The 19,531-nt window shown below is 40.6% G+C and carries 15 protein-coding genes and 1 pseudogene; 14 read left to right on the top strand and 2 right to left on the bottom strand.

Annotated elements, in window-relative coordinates:
- Positions 1 to 100 precede the first annotated feature (100 nt).
- The 5 genes from WH214_RS15860 to WH214_RS15840 all read left to right on the top strand — a co-directional run bounded on the left by WH214_RS15860 (position 101) and on the right by WH214_RS15840 (position 3,754).
- Positions 101 to 871 carry a HesA/MoeB/ThiF family protein gene (locus WH214_RS15860; RefSeq protein ID WP_339993741.1) on the top strand — a complete coding sequence of 257 codons (771 nt, stop codon included), beginning with the start codon at positions 101 to 103 and terminating at the stop codon, positions 869 to 871.
- Positions 872 to 928: 57 nt separating this feature from the next.
- The gene (locus WH214_RS15855; protein WP_339422519.1) at positions 929 to 2,227 is read left to right on the top strand and encodes an ABC1 kinase family protein; all 1,299 of its coding nucleotides are present in this window, start codon (positions 929 to 931) and stop codon (positions 2,225 to 2,227) included.
- A gap of 145 nt (positions 2,228 to 2,372) precedes the next feature.
- Positions 2,373 to 2,753 carry a dihydroneopterin aldolase gene (gene folB, locus WH214_RS15850; RefSeq protein ID WP_010327015.1) on the top strand — a complete coding sequence of 127 codons (381 nt, stop codon included), beginning with the start codon at positions 2,373 to 2,375 and terminating at the stop codon, positions 2,751 to 2,753.
- A complete protein-coding gene (locus tag WH214_RS15845; RefSeq protein WP_339422520.1) occupies positions 2,710 to 3,153 on the top strand; it encodes a 2-amino-4-hydroxy-6-hydroxymethyldihydropteridine diphosphokinase in 444 nt (147 codons plus the stop codon). The genes folB and WH214_RS15845 overlap by 44 nt, the downstream gene beginning before the upstream one ends.
- Positions 3,154 to 3,316: 163 nt before the next feature.
- On the top strand, positions 3,317 to 3,754 hold the full coding sequence (locus WH214_RS15840) for a hypothetical protein (RefSeq protein WP_339422986.1): 438 nt from the start codon (positions 3,317 to 3,319) through the stop codon (positions 3,752 to 3,754).
- A 68-nt stretch (positions 3,755 to 3,822) separates the two neighbouring features.
- Here WH214_RS15840 and coq7 read toward each other — a convergent pair whose 3' ends face one another.
- Both coq7 and WH214_RS15830 read right to left on the bottom strand, forming a co-directional pair.
- A complete protein-coding gene (coq7, locus tag WH214_RS15835) occupies positions 3,823 to 4,458 on the bottom strand; it encodes a 2-polyprenyl-3-methyl-6-methoxy-1,4-benzoquinone monooxygenase (protein WP_004696505.1) in 636 nt (211 codons plus the stop codon).
- 4 nt (positions 4,459 to 4,462) lie between these two features.
- Complete coding sequence (locus WH214_RS15830; protein ID WP_339993738.1) at positions 4,463 to 5,782, bottom strand: MFS transporter; 1,320 nt, start codon at positions 5,780 to 5,782, stop codon at positions 4,463 to 4,465.
- 176 nt (positions 5,783 to 5,958) lie between these two features.
- Here WH214_RS15830 and WH214_RS15825 point away from each other — a divergent pair, with 176 nt between their 5' ends.
- The 9 genes and pseudogenes from WH214_RS15825 to WH214_RS15785 all read left to right on the top strand — a co-directional run bounded on the left by WH214_RS15825 (position 5,959) and on the right by WH214_RS15785 (position 19,507).
- On the top strand, positions 5,959 to 8,712 hold the full coding sequence (locus WH214_RS15825) for an autotransporter assembly complex protein TamA (protein ID WP_339993736.1): 2,754 nt from the start codon (positions 5,959 to 5,961) through the stop codon (positions 8,710 to 8,712).
- 25 nt (positions 8,713 to 8,737) lie between these two features.
- A pseudogene (locus WH214_RS15820) lies at positions 8,738 to 13,255 on the top strand (translocation/assembly module TamB domain-containing protein).
- A 208-nt stretch (positions 13,256 to 13,463) separates the two neighbouring features.
- Positions 13,464 to 13,667, top strand: a complete 204-nt coding sequence (locus tag WH214_RS15815) for a hypothetical protein (protein WP_339993734.1) — start codon at positions 13,464 to 13,466, stop codon at positions 13,665 to 13,667.
- 144 nt (positions 13,668 to 13,811) lie between these two features.
- The gene (locus WH214_RS15810) at positions 13,812 to 14,246 is read left to right on the top strand and encodes an I78 family peptidase inhibitor (RefSeq protein WP_339422524.1); all 435 of its coding nucleotides are present in this window, start codon (positions 13,812 to 13,814) and stop codon (positions 14,244 to 14,246) included.
- A gap of 108 nt (positions 14,247 to 14,354) precedes the next feature.
- Positions 14,355 to 14,714, top strand: a complete 360-nt coding sequence (locus WH214_RS15805) for a hypothetical protein (RefSeq protein WP_094148165.1) — start codon at positions 14,355 to 14,357, stop codon at positions 14,712 to 14,714.
- Positions 14,715 to 14,833: 119 nt separating this feature from the next.
- Positions 14,834 to 15,103, top strand: coding sequence for a hypothetical protein (locus WH214_RS15800; RefSeq protein WP_125273286.1), 270 nt, complete (start codon positions 14,834 to 14,836; stop codon positions 15,101 to 15,103).
- Between the two features lie 294 nt (positions 15,104 to 15,397).
- Positions 15,398 to 18,037 carry a bifunctional aconitate hydratase 2/2-methylisocitrate dehydratase gene (locus WH214_RS15795; RefSeq protein WP_339422525.1) on the top strand — a complete coding sequence of 880 codons (2,640 nt, stop codon included), beginning with the start codon at positions 15,398 to 15,400 and terminating at the stop codon, positions 18,035 to 18,037.
- Between the two features lie 73 nt (positions 18,038 to 18,110).
- On the top strand, positions 18,111 to 19,097 hold the full coding sequence (locus tag WH214_RS15790; RefSeq protein ID WP_094148167.1) for a PD-(D/E)XK nuclease family protein: 987 nt from the start codon (positions 18,111 to 18,113) through the stop codon (positions 19,095 to 19,097).
- 194 nt (positions 19,098 to 19,291) lie between these two features.
- Complete coding sequence (locus WH214_RS15785; protein ID WP_259233255.1) at positions 19,292 to 19,507, top strand: hypothetical protein; 216 nt, start codon at positions 19,292 to 19,294, stop codon at positions 19,505 to 19,507.
- Positions 19,508 to 19,531: the final 24 nt, after the last annotated feature.

Raw genomic sequence — 19,531 nt, 5'->3', positions numbered from 1 at the left:
CTATCTAAAGCACATAGCATTTATTGAATTTGTGCATAGCTAACCTTGGTTTCATGGTTATAATTCGCCATCAACATTTTCTTTAGCAAAAGGCTGAATCATGGATGAGTTAGATGAAAGTCTAGAACTCAGTAATGCTGAAATGCATCTCTATAGTCGTCAAATTTTATTTGACGGATGGGATATAGAGGCACAAGAAAAATTAAAGTTGGCCAACATACTCATCGTAGGCTGTGGTGGTATTGGTTGTATGACTGCGGAGTTATTGGCACGTGCTGGTGTAGGGCAAATCACTCTGATTGATGCTGATACCATCGAAGTGAGTAATCTCCAAAGACAGATTGCCTATGTAGAAAATAATGTCGGTTTTTATAAAGCAGAGGTTTTGGCCCAGCGTTTAAAGCAGATCAATCCCTATATCAAAGTCCATGCGTATGCTGTAAAACTTGATACAGCCAATGCAGCTAGTTTAATTGCAGGTCAAGACTTAGTCCTGGATGGTTGTGATAATTTTACGACACGGTATTTGGTCAATCAGCAGTGTAAAGCGGCCAATGTTCCACTCATCAGTGCATCGGCCATTGGTTTTCAAGGGCAACTGTTTATGGTGGAAGATGAGTCCGCTTGCTATGAATGTCTGTTCCCGAAAGAAGAACATGCGAATGAAAGCCTGCGCTGTGCAGATTCGGGCGTTCTTGCCACCACGCCAAACGTGATGGCCAGTCTTCAAGCGCATCATGCACTTTTATATTTGGGTTTAAATGTGACTGCACTCAAACAACGCCTGTTGCTTTGGGATGGCTTAAGTATGAAACAACGGTTGCTTGCTTTCGAAAAAGATACAGATTGTCCAGTTTGTCAGGCAAGATAAGCCTACAATTTTTTCATTCTTTGATACACTCAATACAATTTATTTTTGACCGATATTATGAAGAACAATATCTTTTTAGATGGACTGCGTTCTGTTGCCCGTGTTGGGGAAACAGCAGTCATTGCAGCACGTGCTGGTATTAAGTACGCAACTGAAAAACCAAGTAATGCCAAACTGATGCGTGAAACCTTTGAGTCTCTGGGTTCAACCTATATCAAGTTAGGTCAGTTTATTGCGAGTACACCTTCACTTTTTCCACGTGAATATGTTGAAGAGTTTCAAGGCTGTTTAGACCAAACTCCATCTTTACCGTTTAGTTATGTACAAGGGGTTTTAGCTTCTGAGTTTGAAGGCAGAAATCTGTCTGAGATTTTTGCATCGATTGATGAAACACCTTTAGCTTCAGCATCTATTGCTCAAGTCCATGCCGCAAAGCTGGTGACGGGCGAAGATGTAGTGATTAAAGTACAAAAGCCAGGTGTAGAAACAATTCTCTATACCGACTTAAATGTTCTGCACTGGGCTACCAAGATTTTAGAAAAAGCAGTGCCTAAAGTCAAATTTGCATCTCTTGCAGACATTGTGGAAGAAATCAAAACCCGCATGGTGCGCGAAGTCGATTTTATTGAAGAAGCCAGTAATCTGGATGACTTTGTGAACTATCTCAATATCACGCAAAACCATAAGGCGATGGCACCTAAGGTCTATCACCAATATTCGACCCGCCGTGTGCTCACCATGCAGCGTCTTTACGGTGTGCCATTAACTGATTTTGAAGTGGTTAAAAAGCGCTGTAAAGACCCATCCCAAGTCCTGATTACTGCTATGAATACATGGTTTGGTAGTCTAATGATGTGTAATAGCTTCCACGCCGACTTACATGCTGGAAACCTGATGCTGCTTGATGATGGTCGTGTCGGTTTTATTGATTTCGGCATTGTGGGGCAGTTGAAACCTGAAGTATGGACAGCTTGTATCGCCTTTATGGATACCTTACAAAAAACGGATTATGCACTCATGGCGGAAAACATGCTGAAAATGGGCATGACCGCTGTGAAGATTGATACTCAGGTGTTGGCTGCAGATCTTGAGCGTTTATTTAGTGGTGTGTTGTTGGCAGATCCGCAAGAATTGCTGAGTTCAAACCCAGCAGATTTGAATGACATCATGATGGATATGGTCGCAGTGGGTGAGCGCCACGGGATTCGCTTCCCGCGTGATTTTGCCTTGTTATTTAAACAGATGCTGTATTTTGATCGTTTCATGCGCATTCTTGCGCCGTATACAGACATCTATGCTGACCAGCGTTTGCAAATGGTGCAAACTATGGACCCAAATGTGTTATTAAAAAATTAAGTTCTTTTGAAGCACACTCACCAAAAAATCCCTTTCAGTCCTTCTTTTAAAAGAGGGACTGAAAAATGCTTTCCTGTTTAGGGGATGAAAAACATAGTTTCCTAAGACAGGGATTAAAATGTCAAAATCTGTTAAAGGTAATAATGTGGACGCAATTATCATTGAAGGCTTAAAAGTTGAAACAGTGGTTGGCTGCTTTAACTGGGAACGTCAGATTATTCAGCCTTTAATGTTGGATATGATTATTCAAACGGATTTGGAGCAAGCATCAAACTCAGATGACTTAGACCATACCTTAAATTATGCTGAAATTTGTGAAATTGCAGCAAAGGTCATTCAAGACGCCAAGCCTGAACTGATTGAACATGCGGCAAAATTGGTCATCAATGCACTTTTTTCTACCTTTCATGCGATTGAATCGATTAATATTACCATCCGTAAGCCTGCCATTATCGCGCAAGCAAATTCTGTAGGAATTCGTCTTGAACGCCACCGAAACGATTTTCGCCCTAGCTCTGGCGAGTAATAATAATCCAAAGCAACATTTTTTATATGCCTCTGAGCAACTTATTAAAATTGGGCAACTGCAATTTTCGAATATTTATTTAATTCCATGCCGCGATGGGGTTGGGGCAGATTATTGGAATGCAGCCTGTTTGCTGAAATCATCTTTGTCCGTTGCCGATATTTCGGTATTGCTGAAAAATATGGAAGCAGCATCTGGGCGTGTCCGTCCATCACATCAGATTTCACTGGATGTCGATTTGATTGCATGGGGTGAAAACTTAGAACATATGCAGTTCAATCCCCAAAAATTGCCTTTGGCGCTAGACGTTAAAATTCCAATGTTCGATGTGTGGAAGGATGCTGCATTTCAACATCAAGCGCATATATTTCCAACGGTGAGCTGCTTGGAAGCCAAGTAACATATCGAAGTGTGATTGGCAGTTGAACTGGCTTAACATGCTTATAAAATATAATTCGCAGCGAGCTATTTTCATGAAAATACAAATTTTGAGTGCTCTTTCTTTAGCAGTGTTTTTAGCGGGCTGTCATTCAACTCCGTCCAAAACGACAGCGACAACTGCTATGGATATAACGAGTGTATCTCAAACGACTGAAAAACAAGGGTTAAAACTAGCTGTTCAGGCCTATACCCAAGATCAATCGGATTATCAAACTAGCCTATATGATTTAAACCAAGACGGAATTGATGATGCCGTGGTGTTGTTAAGTGGGATGGAGTGGTGTGGTTCAGGTGGCTGTACATTGTTGGTCTTTAAAGGTCTTGCAGATGGGAGTTTCCAACCGCATAGCAAAATAACTGTCTCATCTACACCGATTTATGCTTTGAGTACCCAAACCCAAGGTTGGCGTGATTTGTCGGTCTATACGCGTGGTTTAGGGCAAGTCGTGCTGAAATACAATGGGAAAAGCTATCCATCTAACCCATCACTAGCATCAAAATATACGGCGAATTTAAAGCAAGCGGGTAATACCTTATTACTGCCGATATCAGCGGAATAAGCAAATTAGAGTCAATAAAAAAGCAGTGGTTTTTCCACTGCTTTTTTATAAGAGTAAGGCATATTTGCTTAAATAAAATAACTGGTCTTGGTCATGAGTTTTGAAATAGCCGTCATGGTGATTTTGACAGGAATCGGTAAATCGACACCGCCAGCATTCAGTGCTGTATCACGATGGTGTAATTCATCTTCATTCATTTGCACAAGAATATTGCGTGAACGGTCATCTTGAGCAGGGAGTTGGCTGATGTGATGCTGTAAATGCAGGCTCACTTGGCGTTCAGTTTCTGCGACAAAACCTAAGCTATATTTATCGCCTGCAATGCCTGCGATTGCGCCCATACCAAAGGATAAGCCGTACCAAATTGGATTGAGCAGACTGGTATGGCTGTCTAGCTCTTTTAAGCGGTCTTCACACCATGCAAGATGGTCTTGTTCTTCAATTGCGGCTTGTTCCATTTCGCGGCGTACATTCGGCAGTTTTGCCGTTAAAGCTTGCCCATGATAAAGCGCTTGCGCACACACTTCGCCACTATGGTTGACCCGCATTAAACCTGCAACATGACGAGCTTCACTCACTGCGAGTTGTGTTTCTACCGCCTTGCCTGGGTTTTCACGTTGAGCAGACGTCGTGCCCGGAACTAAGCTACGCAGGGCTTGATCAAAAGAATTGATAAATTTATCGATGCCAGTGTAATGACGCATAACTTTAGTCCTCTAACTCAGGTTGTACGGTTTTTAGCATGGGTTTGAGTCGATATAACAACCACAGCGTAAATCCCGCACTTAATACAGCAGTAATACTGAAAAGTATTTTAATATCAATCTTCAAAACACTTAAAATGATAATCGAAAATATAGCAGAAGACACCATAAACACCGCATTTAATATGTTGTTTGCGGCAACAACACGTGCACGGTGTGAACGCGGTGAATAGGCTTGCATCATGGCGTATAGCGGCACAATATAAAAACCGCCACTGATGCCGAGCAAGGTCACCGCAAGCATGACATGGTAGTAAATTGCACCGTGGTTAAACATATCCGCGACATTCATCATCGCCCCTGTACGTTCAGGTACAAAAGCCAGACTCAAAGCCAAGTAAAAAGCGAATAGGGTGAGCCCAATCGCACCGATAGGCACCATTTTAATATTCACTTCAGAGCCACCAATTCTACGACAGAGCAGGGAACCGACTCCAATCCCGACAGAAAAGAACGTGAGTAAAAGACTGACGACATTTTCGGATGCATGTAGGTTTTGTTGAGTCAACTGTGGAATTTGGGTGAGATAGGTTGCACCGTAAAACCAATACCATGAATTCCCCAGTAAAATCATAAAGATGAGGGGGAGGCTTTTGGCATATTTTAGTGTTTGAAAACTGGTTCTAAAGAAATTCCAGTCAATTTTTAAGTCAGGCGAGCTGATTTTTTGTTTTAAGATAAATCGACTGGAGAAATAACCCAAAACGGCAATGATGACGACTGTCAGGCTGATCCAAATAAGATTGCCTTGAGAAACCGAAATGACTGCGCCACCCAAAATCATTCCGATTAAAATAGCAATGGATGTACCCGACTGAAATAGCGCATTGCCCGACATGAGTTCATTCGGTTTTAGAATCTCTGGTAAAATGGCGTATTTAATGGGGCCAAAGAAGGTGGAGTGCGTGCCCATCATAAATAGAGCCAAGAGCAGCAGCCATAAATTGCCCAACAAGAAACCCGCGGAACCGATGAGCATAATCACAATTTCTAGAACTTTGATGCCACGAATAAGTTGTGAGCGCTCAAACTTATCGGCAATTTGTCCTGCGGTTGCAGAAAAAATGAAGTAAGGCAAAATAAATAACAGCGCGGCTAAATTATTTAAGGTACTGACATCCGCTGCTTGTTGATTAATCCATCCATAAGTAATGACTAAAAGCAAAGCTTGTTTATAGACATTGTCGTTTAAAGCACCAAAAAATTGGGTAATAAACATGGGAAGAACACGACGGGTACTTAATAGATGTTCATTGTTTTTCATGCTTTTTGCGCTGCATTAAGTTTTATTAAGAAATGTGACTAATTGCTCAAACGTTCAATAAAATCATGTAAGATATTTAAAACCTGAAATTGGGTAAAATAATCAATAGATTTCAGTTCTTTTGTGACAATTCATTAGAGCAAATCCATAACGATTAAATAAATTTAGAGTTTTCTATGCTTGCCAAAACACAATTTAAAAACTCGACTCTTTCATTGAGTATGAATTCTTTCATACCGTGGCATCATAACAATAAATATTTGTGTCTGAGTATCTTTTTAACGCTTTTGTCACAAGCTGCTTTAGCTGAAACACCCGTTGCTATTAAACCAAGTAACGTACAAGTCGAGCCACAAAATTCTACACAATTCACTGACGACATTAAAAAAGAAGCGATTCGTCAAGGTATGGGTAGCGCGGACGAATTAAAAAAAGTTGAAAATTCTGTGGTTCACCCTAGCGTTCCAGACAGTATGCAAATGTTGCAACAGCAGCAGACGGCTTTAAAAAATTTACCTGAATTTGCACCGATTGAGTTTGACGATCTTGAGGACTTGCCAACTGTGCAAGTTGATCAAGGCATGGCCAATGATATTTATCAGGTGGCTGAGCAAGCGAAAGCAGAAGCCCAAGCTTACCGTAGCGGTCAAACGACCGAGTTGGTGGTGAGTGATGCCACTCAACAGGAAATGGCGGAAATTAATCAAGCTCCAGTCAATGTCGATCAACTGATGCAAAGCATTCAAGCAGACAGTAAAATTTCAGTAGAAGCCAACACGCAAGGAAATACTTTAGATTTTGGCATGAGTGCTGAAGAGCAAATTGCCAAAGAACCTAATTTCTTTAAACGCATGCTTTATAAAATTCGACCACCAAGAGAACTGGATACTGCAAAAGTGCCGCGGATCAGTGCGGATGTCGAAATCATCAATGCGAAATATGAAGGTGAAATATCCAATAAAGCGTATCAGGCCGCTTTGGTTAATTTAAAAGAAAATATCAAAGGCAAAATTTCTAGCTTTACCGAAGAGTCTTTTGAAGACTTTCCTTCGGCATTGCCACAGTTGCGTTCACTTTCCAACCAAGCCGCACAAGCTGTCGGGTTTTATAATGCTGAGTTTAAGTTTGAAAAAACCAGCAGTAACCGTGTGCGCATTCAAGTGGTACCGAATACTCCTGTGCGGATTGAAGAACAAAATATCGAGTTTAGTGGCGCAGGGCAGTACTTACCGCAGTTCCAAGTGATTAAAGTCTTACCTGAACAAGACGTTGGCGATGTATTGCACCACGGCTTATACGAGTCGACGAAAGCACGAATTAATGAAGCGGCCAGCAATAACGGTTTCTTTGATAGTTACTGGCGCTTACATGATGTGAAAGTTGAACAGCCGCAAAATACCGCAGACATTAACTTACGTTATGAAACAGGTGAACGCTATAAACTCGGCGGTGTTGAGTTTGTGATGAGTGACCCAAGCAAACCACTGCCTATTGATTTAGATGTTTTGCAAAGTTTAGTGACTTGGGAGCCTGGCGCGGACTATACCTTTTGGCGTGTTAATGGTTTGGCTAATAATTTGACCAACTCACGTTACTTTAACTACAGCTTGGTAGATGCTGTTCGACCTGATCCTGTAGAAAGAGTTCGTGAGTTACCACCTGATTTACAGCAGTTGGTCGATGAACAACAACTTTCTCGTCAGGATGTTCTGGTTCAAGAAAAACAGGAAGTTGCTTCGAATCGTGAAGTGACGCAGTCTGTGGTGAGTGAAGCACAGTTCGCAGGTGTTAATGATCCTGAGCAGAATAAAGCACAAGCAGCGCTTCGCACCGCACAAGAAACCAAACAGAGTGAAGAAGAGCGTTTAAAACTTGAAGCTCGGGAAACAAAAGTAATTTCCGTTAAAGTTACTTTAAATGCAGACCAGTTAAATAGTGTAGAAGTTGGTGCAGGTTACGGTAGTGACTCAGGTGCACGCTTACGTACACAGTATCGCCGTGCGATTGTTAACCAGCGTGGACACTCTTTTGATGCCAACTTAGAACTTTCAGAAATTCGACAGGCTATTGATGGTCGCTATAATATCCCATATAAGCATCCACTAAATGATTATATCAGTCTCGTGGGGGGGTATGAGCGTGAAGAACGAGATGACATCGGACAAGGCGTAAACTTACTCACTGAATCTGCTGTTGCTGGGGCTGACCGTGTTATCAAAAACCCAATGGGGAATTGGCAACATACCTATGGGGTGCGTTACCGTTTAGATCGATTGACGCAAAAGGGTTCAGCGAATGTAGATGATTTGCCGGATGCATTTATTGCCAATGATGACCCAGAACAAGAGTCACTTTTATTGGGTTATGAAATTTCTAGAATCGATAGCGATAAACGTGTAAACCCAAGTAAGGGAATTAAACAAACTTATAAAATTGAACTGGGAAGCGAAAGCTTGCTTTCAGATGCAGATATGGCCATCGTAAATGCAGGTTGGCGTTTTATCTATTCCTTGGGTGAAAATGATAATCACCAGTTTGTCGGACGTGGCGATCTCGGTTATATCTTTACTGAAGACTTTAATAAAGTCCCTTACAACTTACGTTATTTTACGGGTGGAGACCAAGGTATTCGCGGTTTCGACTATAAGAGTTTGTCACCTGTGGTTGATGGTTTTAAAGTGGGTGGCCAGGCCTTAGCTGTCGGCTCCATGGAATACAATTACCAGTTTAAAGAAGGCTGGCGTGCAGCAGTATTCAGCGACTTTGGTAATGCTTATGATACCGATTTTAGCAATGACACCGAATACAGTGTCGGTCTTGGTGTGCGCTGGGCATCACCGATAGGCCCGATCCGGATTGATGTAGCTTCAGGTATTTCTGATGATAGCCATCCGATACGTGTGCATTTCTTTATTGGCTCATTATTATAAAATTTAACACTTTTTTGGGAAGACTATGGCTGAAGTAGAACAGCAGCAAGAACCAACACCACCTACGCCGCTTGTCAAACAGCGACGTATTTTTAGAAGTGTCATTTTGACGCTGTTGTTGACGCTCATCTTGTTGGTGATATCGCTAGCGGTCATGTTTTCTACCGATAAAGGCAGTAAGTTCTTACTCGACCAAGTTTTACAACGTCAGCAGATTATCCAATATGAGTATGAAGGTGGTAATCTGTGGAAAGGTATTATCCTTAAAAATGTGGTGGTCACCTTAAAGCCTGTCGATGTCAAAATTGACCGTGCTGACGTGAGTTTGGGTTGGCGCGCTATCTTAGATAAAGAGATTCATCTACGTGAAGCTGATGTGCGCAATCTACGTATCATTACCAAAGGTGAACCGAGTGATGAACCCTTTAAGTTCAGCGAAATTAAATTACCCTTTGTTTTACGTTTAGATACAGCAGATGTTGATCATTTAAATATTCGTACCGCATCCGATGCCCAAGTAGATTTTTATGATGTGCATTTAAATAATGCCCTCTGGTCAGGGACGGAACTTGAGTTTGAAGACTCTCGTATGGACATGGGCTATTTAGCAGTTCGTAAAGCAACTGGGAAAATGAAATTCTCAGGGAAATATCCACTTGAAGCGACCGCCATTGCCAATTTACCAGCACTGCGTGATAGTTTAAATGTGCATGATATTGCTGTACATGCAACAGGCACACTGGACACTATCCAAGCGGGTTTTGCAACGAGGACACCTGACCTGTTGACGGGTTGGGCCATTTTGCACCCTGTACGTAAGCATGTACCGATGCAAGGTCAGCTCAAATTTAATCATTACAACTTACCGCTGTTGACCGATTACAAACTCTATGCTGAAAAAGGCGTTGCTAAATTTTCAGGTGATATCGAACGTTTAAATATCGACTTAAATACAGATCTGAGTGGTAAAGACATTCCTAAAGGTCAATATACTGCTTTGATGCATACCGATTTGATTCATCAACTTGATATTGATAACCTAAATGCTCAGTTGATGAAAGGTTCGGTCAATCTGGGTGGTGTGGTGAGTTGGAAAGATCATGTCACTTGGGACATACAAGGTCGTTTAGATAAAATCAATCCTAAAGACGATGTACTGCCACAAGTGGTTTCTGACTTTCTACCGCCAAGTTTGGATGCAAAAATTGCATCTAAAGGTACGCTTGAAAAAGGCTTACACTTAACTGCAGATCTAGACTTTGATCGTTATGAAGCATGGCATCTCGCACTAGACCAAAACCCAGAGAAAAATAACAAAGTCCAGCCAATGTTGATGGATGTCTCTTGGAAAAATATTGACCGTGCTGTGCCTTATATTGGCTGGTTAAGTAGTGCTTCAGGGGATGTAAAACTGGCGTTAGTTGAAGGTCAGCAAGATATTCATGTTGCAACTGTTGTGAGTCAACACTAAAAAGCGACGTTACCTGCGGGTAATTACCTCGCACAGTTAAATTTTAAAAATAATAATTTAAATGTGCCGAGTTTTAGTTATGTGGCAGGTAAGGGAAGCTTAAGTGGTAATGCGGTGGTTGAGCTGCCAGATGAGAAACGTCAACTGAAGTGGAAAGCCGTTTTAAACGCGAAAGATTTTAACCCGCAAATGGTGGCAGAAGCTTCACCGGTTAATCTATTGAACGGAAAGCTACAAGCAAGTGGCTATGCCAAACCGAATCAGCAAATCATTCAGCTACAGGGCATTGATCTGACTGGAAAAATGGTGGGCAATAATGAAACGGTTCACTTAACGGGTAAGTCAACAGCGGCACTCCTGTTTAATGATGAAAAAGCTGGTGGTGCTTTCAAAGGCTATGCAGTGAACTATGATGGCGCTTTAAAAGCCAGCCAGTTTGAAGCCAGTCAGGGCACATTAAACCTAAAACTTTCAGGAACGCCTGAATTTATTAAAGTGACTGAGCTGAAACATAATGGTGTGGCAGGCCAAATTAATGCCAGTGGTTTGGTACATTTTATTCACGGCATCACTTGGGATGTGAATGCAGCATTCATTCGTTTTAAACCTCAATATTTTGCGTCTAGTGTTAAAGGCGAATTGTCTGGTGTAGTGAAAACCAAAGGTACATGGTCGGATGCTTTAAAACGCATTAACATTGAAAGCTTAAACCTAGCGGGTACGCTGAACAATAAGCCAGTCCGTGGCACAGGTAATTTAGCTTTGGTGCTCAACTCCAGCGAAAAGGGCTTTTTACCGCAACAGTTTGAAGCGAATAACCTACTGTTGGCGTATGCCAAAAACCAAGTGCAAGCGACGGGTAATGCGCAAAATTTAAGACTGAATATTAATGCGCCTGCGCTGTATGAAATTTATGCGGGTTTGCGTGGCCGTGCCTACGGCTATTTAAATATCCAATCTCAACCACGCTTAAGGGCTACCGCAAACTTAGCAGTGGATAATTTTGGCTTTAAAGATCTGATTGATATGCGTAAATTACGCATTGTCGGGCAATTACCGACATCAGAAACAACGCCTTCATTATTGACTGCAAAAATGGAAAGCTTAAGAAGTGGTAATCGTGAAATTCAACAAGGTGAAATTTCACTGGCAGGTATTCGCAAAGCCCATTTATTAAAATTTTCTGCACAAAACGAAAAGTCGAAATTTTATGTGCAATTGGCAGGTGGTTTTAATGCGCAAAATGATTGGCTAGGTCAGATCCAAAAAGGTGATTTTGACTCTTTGCGCGCACGTTTGGTACAGCGCCAAAGTGCAGCCGTGGTCTATAACAGTGCCAAAGCAGATTTGTTGATTGGCGCGCATTGTTGGATGAGTCAACAAAGTCAGTTGTGTTTTGACCAGCCGATTAGAGTCAGTAAAACACGTGGCAATATTTCATTCTTGACTCAAAACCTCGACCTAAACGACTTTGCTGCCTTTATGCCTGAAGGGTTAGCAATTACAGGTAAGTTAAATGGTCATGCTAAAGCGGTTTGGGCACAAGGGTCTAAACCAAAAATTGATGCGCGCTTAGTCACCCGTGATGGTGTGATTGGCTTGGCTGCGGATGACCCACAAGATATGGGTTCAACCTTAAAATATGAACAAGTGGCTTTGGTTGCCAAAAGCATCGCAGAAGGATTACAAATCCGTTTGGATGTCAAAACACCTGAAATTGGTGTGGGCTATGCCAATGTGGTTATTGATCCGTATCGGGACAATATGCCTATGCGCGGTGAAATTGCATTTGATCAGGTACAACTCAAAGTCTTTAAACCTTTCATTGCGGATGTACGTTCGATGGGCGGAACAATTTCGTATGCAGGTATGATTAATGGAACGCTAAAAGCACCACTACTTACAGGCGATGTCCGTCTGAAAGACGGTTCAATTAGTATGATCTCACTTCCAGTCAATTTGACCAATATTCAGCTGTATTCCGCTATACGCCAAGACCAAGCCACCATCAATGGTGCTTTTAACAGTGGTCGTGGGGTGGGCACACTTACAGGGACGGTAGATTGGAAAAATGATCCACGCATTCAGCTTCAGTTGAATGGAGAAAATCTACTGATTCGCCAAGCGCCATTAATTACCGCGCTAGTGACGCCTAAAATCACACTGGATGTTTTACCGTTGAGTAAGAAATTAACCTTAAACGGTGAAATTCAAGTTCCTCGTGCGCTTATTTCGATGCCTGAAGCATCTGTACCTGTGGTGAACGTATCGTCAGATGTACGCGTGGTCAGAGAAGGCCAAAACCAATTGGCGATTTTAAATAGCGCAAAACCTTGGGATATTCGTGCTGATCTGATGGTTGGACTAGGTAATCAAGTTGTGTTCCAAGGGTTTAATAGTCGTATTCCATTGTTAGGACGTTTATATTTGTCTCAGCGCGGTGCTGAAACCGCAATGCGTGCCAATGGTGCAATTGGAGTAAGTCAGAAAGTTAAAATTGAAGCTTATGGACAGAGTTTGGATTTAAACCGTGCTATTGCGCGTTTTAACGGTGTGTTGAGCAACCCGACACTGGATGTCGATGCAAATAAAAATGTACAAGGCAGCACGGTGGGTTTCCGTGTGACGGGTACGGCAACATCACCCAATATTCAAGTCTATAACGATGCAGGGCTTTCCGAGCAAGAAGCTTTGAATGCATTAATTACAGGCCGCATTAATGAAGGTACAACTGGTTTAAGTCAAACGGAAGGCTTTAAGTCAGATGTCAATAACACCATTGCTGCCGCAGGGATTAGTTTAGGTTTAGGCGGTACACGCGCCTTTACTAACCAAATTGGACGTACTTTTGGCTTAAGCGGTTTAGCGTTGGATGCGCAAGGCACAGGGGATGACACACAAGTCAGTCTGACTGGTTATATTACACCTGACTTATATATCCGTTATGGCGTGGGTGTCTTTACACCAGTCAATAAACTGACTCTACGCTATCAAATGAACAAACGTATGTACTTAGAAGCGAGTCAGTCATTAGAGCGAGCCATCGACGTCTTCTATAACTGGAAGTTCTAAAGCACTCTTCTGCTAAATAAAGCCTACATCATGTAGGCTTTATTTTTTAGCTGCTTATTTAAGTGTAATTCGACATTTGTTAAAACTTTTTATTTGATAGATGAAGAAAACCTATGAATAACAGACACTAGATACTTAAAATCAATTAAACCATAATGAAAGTAGGTGTATAGTAAATGGACTTGCTAAATTTAGAGTGATGATCCCTATGCCGATCAATTTTGTAATACGCTTTGCAGCGATTTTATTTTCAGTTTTAATTTTAGTGGCGCTTGCTATTCAGTTTTTCTTTGATCCGCACTATACCGTGGTCTTTTGGATCTTTGCCATGCCGTTTATTTTATGTACTCCAATTCTAGCATCTGTAGTTTTAGCGAAAAATGAAGAGCTTGATATTCACTCAGTCAATTAAAAATAAACTGAAAATATAGCCTTTCAGTATAAAAAGTCCGTCAAATGATGGGCTTTTTTATGCAATCTTAAATTTTGCAAAACTCGCACAGTTTTTTTTAAATATATTTGCTATGTTGATCTTTTATTTAAAGAAATATTTTTTATGAAAAAAATCTTAATGCTTGGATTAATGGTTGCTGCTATTTCCGGTTGTGGTACTGCGCAAAAGAATGAAACTGAAAAGCCAACTTTAGGTATGGCTAATCCTGCTAGTACGTACTGTGTTGAACAGGGTGGTAAATTAGAGATTCGAAAAGAGGCCAATGGTGAAGTAGGTTATTGCCATTTACCGAATGGTCAAGTTGTTGAAGAATGGGCGCTTTTCCGTGCTAGTCAAAGCAAATGTGTTGCCGAGCAAGCGACAGCTTTGATTGGTCAGTCAAATTTAACTGAAGCACAGATTAAGCAAAAAACCAGTGCGAAGATGGTACGCTTAGTACAACCAGGGCAGCCTGTGACTATGGATTATCGTGAAGACCGTGTGACAGTAACAGTTGATCCGAAAACCAATAAAGTGGTTCAAGCAAGCTGCGGTTAATTTTTCTAAGTATAAAAGCCCAAATTTGGGCTTTTATACTATTTAAAGTGGGTAATGGTTCTTCATTTGAAAAAGTTTGATTATGATAGGGCGAATAGGAGAGTTGTAATGAAAAAGTTATTCGCTTTGGCTGCTGTGATTGCACTGGTGGGTTGTGCTGAGAAAAAACCGTTAACACCAGAAGAGCAATGGCATGGCTATTGTAAAAGTATTGGTAATGCAGCACGTTCAATTATGTTAGACCGCCAAAATGCCATTGAAAAAGAGAAAGCGATTGAGCATGCCAATAAAGTTGAAGACGAAATGACCAAGGCATTTGCGTTAGAAATTATTGAAGATGTTTATGCTTTACCTGAGGCTGAAATTAAATCCGATATTGAAGGTGCGCGTGAAAAAATTCGTGTGAAATATACTGAAAAATGTATTGCAACACCGCATACTGAAATGCCAGATTACAAACCGTTCTAAGGAACGGTTTTTTATTTTTTGCATGGAACTTTTTGTGACAAAACTCTAAATCATATATATAGCAAAGTATATAAAAATAAAGAATAATGAACATAGAATAAAAAAGAGAGGAGCAGAAAATGGAAGTTGTTGGCTATTTAAATCACGCTGATTTACTCTTGGAAGATGAAAATGGTGTGGCCGTAATTGGCGGTGGTCATTATGTTCTCAGTTTGGGTGACCATGTATATTTCAAACACGCACTTGACCACGAACCCACACGTATTTTAGTACAAATTTCTTTTGCAAGTTCTGCACATCAAAATTTGCATGAGGATGAAATTCAGATGAAATTTGAAGGCTGTCGTGAAAGTTTCAAACAATATATTCAAGCGACAACAGTACACTAAGGTTGAATATTTATATTGCGTAAAAAGAGGCAACATAGGTTGCCTTTTTTGTTTTTAAATGGCAGTTCAAAGTTAATGTGAAACAATTCCAAACGATCTGACTATATTGCTGTTTTTATGTGCAATCGATATGAGCATCATTTAGTTAGAAAATAATGGGCATCACGAAGAAACACTTGTAGCGCATTAACTTTTAACTGGAATTTTAGTAAAATTAAGCAGTCCATATTATTTACGTAGCTTTATTTAAAGCAGGAATACGTAAATAATTTTTTAAAAAAGAGGAATAACACCGTGCTAGAAGCTTACCGCCAACACGTTGCAGAACGTGCCGCACTCGGAGTCCCACCGAAGCCACTTGATGATGCTCAAACAGCTGCATTAGTTGAATTATTAAAAAACCCACCAGCTGGCGAAGAAGCATTTTTAGTTGATTTACTAGAAAACCGTGTTCCAGCGGGTGTTGACCAAGCTGCATATGTTAAAGCTGCATTCTTAGCTGCTTTGGCTAAAGGCGATGCGACCTCTCCATTAGTTTCTAAAGAACGTGCGGTTTACTTACTAGGTACTATGCTTGGTGGTTATAACGTTGCTCCTTTAGTTGCTCTTCTTGATGATGCTGCACTTGCTGAATTAGCGGCTGAAGCATTGAAGAAAACTCTTCTTGTATTTGATGCGTTCCATGACGTTGCAGACAAAGCAAAAGCGGGTAACGCGAATGCACAAGCGGTTATGCAATCTTGGGCTGATGCTGAATGGTTCACGACTCGTAAAGACGTTCCGACTGAAATCAAACTGACTGTTTTCAAAGTAACTGGCGAAACTAACACTGACGACTTGTCACCTGCACAAGACGCATGGAGCCGCCCAGACATTCCATTGCACGCAAATGCAATGTTGAAAAACGTACGTGACGGTATCAACCCAGAAGTTCCTGGTGAAGTTGGTCCATTAAACCAAATCAAAGACTTAATCGCGAAAGGCAACCAAGTTGCTTACGTAGGTGACGTTGTTGGTACAGGTTCAAGCCGTAAATCAGCAACTAACTCTGTACTTTGGTTCTTCGGTGACGAAATTGCTCACATCCCGAACAAAAAAGACGGTGGTTACTGCTTAGGTTCTAAAATCGCTCCGATTTTCTTCAACACAATGGAAGATGCTGGCGCGTTGCCAATCGAAATTGATGTTGCAAACATGAACATGGGTGACGAAATCGTTCTTAACATTGATCATGCTGCTGCAAAAGTAACTGCAACTAAAGACGGCGCAGTAATTGCTGAAGCTGAACTTAAAACTCCAGTGCTTCTAGACGAAGTACGTGCGGGTGGTCGTATCAACTTAATCGTTGGTCGTGGTTTGACGACTAAAGCGCGTGAAGCTTTAGGTCTTGCTCCATCGACTTTATTCCGTACTCCAGTTCAACCTGCTGCTACTGGCAAAGGTTTCACTCAAGCACAGAAAATGGTTGGTCGCGCATGTGGTCTTCCTGAAGGTCAAGGCGTACTTCCAGGTACTTACTGTGAACCTAAGATGACGACTGTTGGTTCGCAAGATACCACTGGTCCAATGACACGTGATGAATTGAAAGACTTGGCTTGCTTAGGTTTCTCTGCTGACCTTGTTATGCAATCTTTCTGTCACACAGCTGCGTATCCAAAACCAGTTGACGTTCAAATGCAACACTCGCTTCCTGATTTCATCATGAACCGTGGCGGTGTATCTTTACGTCCAGGTGACGGTATTATTCACTCGTGGTTAAACCGTATGCTTCTTCCAGATACAGTTGGTACTGGTGGTGACTCACATACGCGTTTCCCAATTGGTATTTCTTTCCCTGCGGGTTCTGGTCTTGTAGCGTTCGCTGCTGCGACTGGTGTTATGCCACTGGATATGCCTGAATCTGTACTTGTTAAGTTCAAAGGTAAAATGCAACCTGGTATCACACTACGTGACCTTGTACATGCAATTCCTTATGTTGCGATTCAGCAAGGTGACTTAACTGTAGAGAAGAAAGGTAAGAAAAACATCTTCTCTGGCCGTATCCTTGAGATCGACTTAACAGAAATGGAAACTGACCTGACTGTTGAGCAAGCATTCGAACTTTCTGATGCATCTGCTGAACGTTCTGCTGCCGGCTGTTCTATCACGCTTTCTGAAGAGAAAGTTGCTGAATACCTGAAATCAAACATCACAATGTTGAAGTGGATGATTTCTGAAGGTTATGGCGATGCGCGTACTATGGCTCGTCGTGTTGAGAACATGGAAAAATGGTTAGCGAACCCATCACTTCTTAAAGCTGATGCTGACGCTGAATACACGAAAGTGTATGAAATTGACCTTGCGACAATTACTGAACCAGTTCTTTGCTGCCCGAATGACCCAGATGATGCAAAATTGCTTTCTGACGTTCAAGGCGTGAAAATTGACGAAGTATTCGTTGGTTCATGTATGACAAACATTGGTCACTTCCGCGCAACTGGTAAGTTGTTAGAGAAAGTTCCTGGTGGCGTACTTTCAACTCGTTTGTGGATTGCTCCACCTACGCGTATGGACGAACGTCAATTGATGGAAGAAGGTTTCTACAATACTTATGGTAAAGCTGGCGCGCGTACTGAAATGCCAGGCTGTTCATTATGTATGGGTAACCAAGCACGTGTAGCTCCGAACACTACTTGTGTATCGACTTCTACTCGTAACTTCCCGAACCGTTTAGGTCAAGGCGCGAACGTTTACTTGGCTTCTGCTGAACTTGCATCTGTTGCTGCTGTACTTGGTAAATTACCAACTCCAGAAGAATACCAACAGTATGCAGCTCAAATTGATAGCATGTCTGCTGACATCTACCAATACTTAAGCTTCGACAAAATGGGTGACTATACTGACGCTGCTGCGAATGTTGATACCAAGAAAATTGCTGCTGCTCAATTGACTTAATTGATTGATAATTAAGTTTAAATGAGTTAAAAATAAGGGCTGATTTATCAGCCCTTATTTTTTGGATTATAAAATGGATAAACCAAATATTTTTAAATATGCTACAAAAGAATTATCGCAAGATGCTTTTATTTTTTGGCTATTAGATCATGCAAATCCTAAATATGAGAATGTAAATCAAGCTTTAAAAAATTGTGCTTTGAGTTTAATATCAGAATTTTTTAAATTGGAAAATAAAAAAATACCTGAAAAAATTGAACAGTTCAGTCTTTCCAAACAATACAAAAATATTGATATCTTACTTAAAATAAACAATTTTTCTATTATTATTGAAGATAAAACTGGAACCCAATCACATGGAGATCAGCTAACTAGATATCGAAATATTATTGCCTCAGAGGTAGGTGAGGAAAATGTTTTAGCTATATTTTTTAAAACACACGATCAATCTAATTATAAAAAAGAAATAGACGATGGGTTTAAGATTTTTTCTAGGGATAAATTAATTTCAGTTTTAAATATTTATGAGAATGTGCTCAGTGATATTTTTAATGATTTTAAAGACTATATAAATTCAATTGAAAATGAAGTTAACGCATTTGTTCATAAAGAGAAATGGAATCATAAAAATTGGATCGGATTTTTCAAGTATTTGCAAAAAGAGTTGAATCGAGGTAATTGGGGATATGTTCCTAATCAAAATGGTGGGTTCATGGGGTATTGGTGGGCATTTCAAAAAAATGAATTTTGTACACAGTATTTGCAAATTCAAGAAGAAGATCTAGTGTTAAAAATTAATAGTAACAAAGAAGAAAATGACAAAAAATTTAGAAATATTTGTTACAAGCATTATTTAGCTAAAGCTAAGGAGGATGGTTTAAGTTTTGAAAAACCAACCAGATTTGGTAAAGGTGAAACAATGACGATTTTAACAACTAAGTATCTTATTAGAGATGAAAGTTCAGAATTAATAGATATCGAAAGTACTCTTGAAAAACTGAAGAGGTACACTCAATTTATTGAAACTAATTCTTTAAGCCCTGCACAGTTTGTTGATTAAATGAAATAGGCATCTCTTGATATTACAACATGAGGTCATTTGTGTATTGCTTATGACTTCAATCTTTCAGTTGAATATTCACTTTGATAGATTGATATTTCTTTTATAGATATTGTTTGTTCCACTTTACAGTCCATTTAATAAATCGTTTAATCCACGAATTGTTAAATGATTTAAAAAGTTGAAGTACACAAATGGTTAAACAATCTCGATTCCTCTGTATTGGTGGTTTCCTCAACGGAACTCAGGTTAAAGACCAAGGCGACAGCTTTATCTGTGTGGAAAATGGTAAACAAGTGACCTACCGAAAAATGGAAATCTTCCATCAAGACTCGTGGGATCAAGACTACTATGTGTGTGAAACGACAACAGACCAACAAGCCAAAAACTGGGTGTATGACATTGAGTAAGTCATCGACAAGACCATGAGCTAA

This window comes from Acinetobacter sp. MYb191 (assembly GCF_037572605.1).
In the GTDB taxonomy this organism is placed as follows: Bacteria; Pseudomonadota; Gammaproteobacteria; order Pseudomonadales; family Moraxellaceae; genus Acinetobacter; species Acinetobacter johnsonii.
Note: the sequence above shows the minus strand (reverse complement) of the source record. Positions and strands in the feature narration are given on the sequence as shown.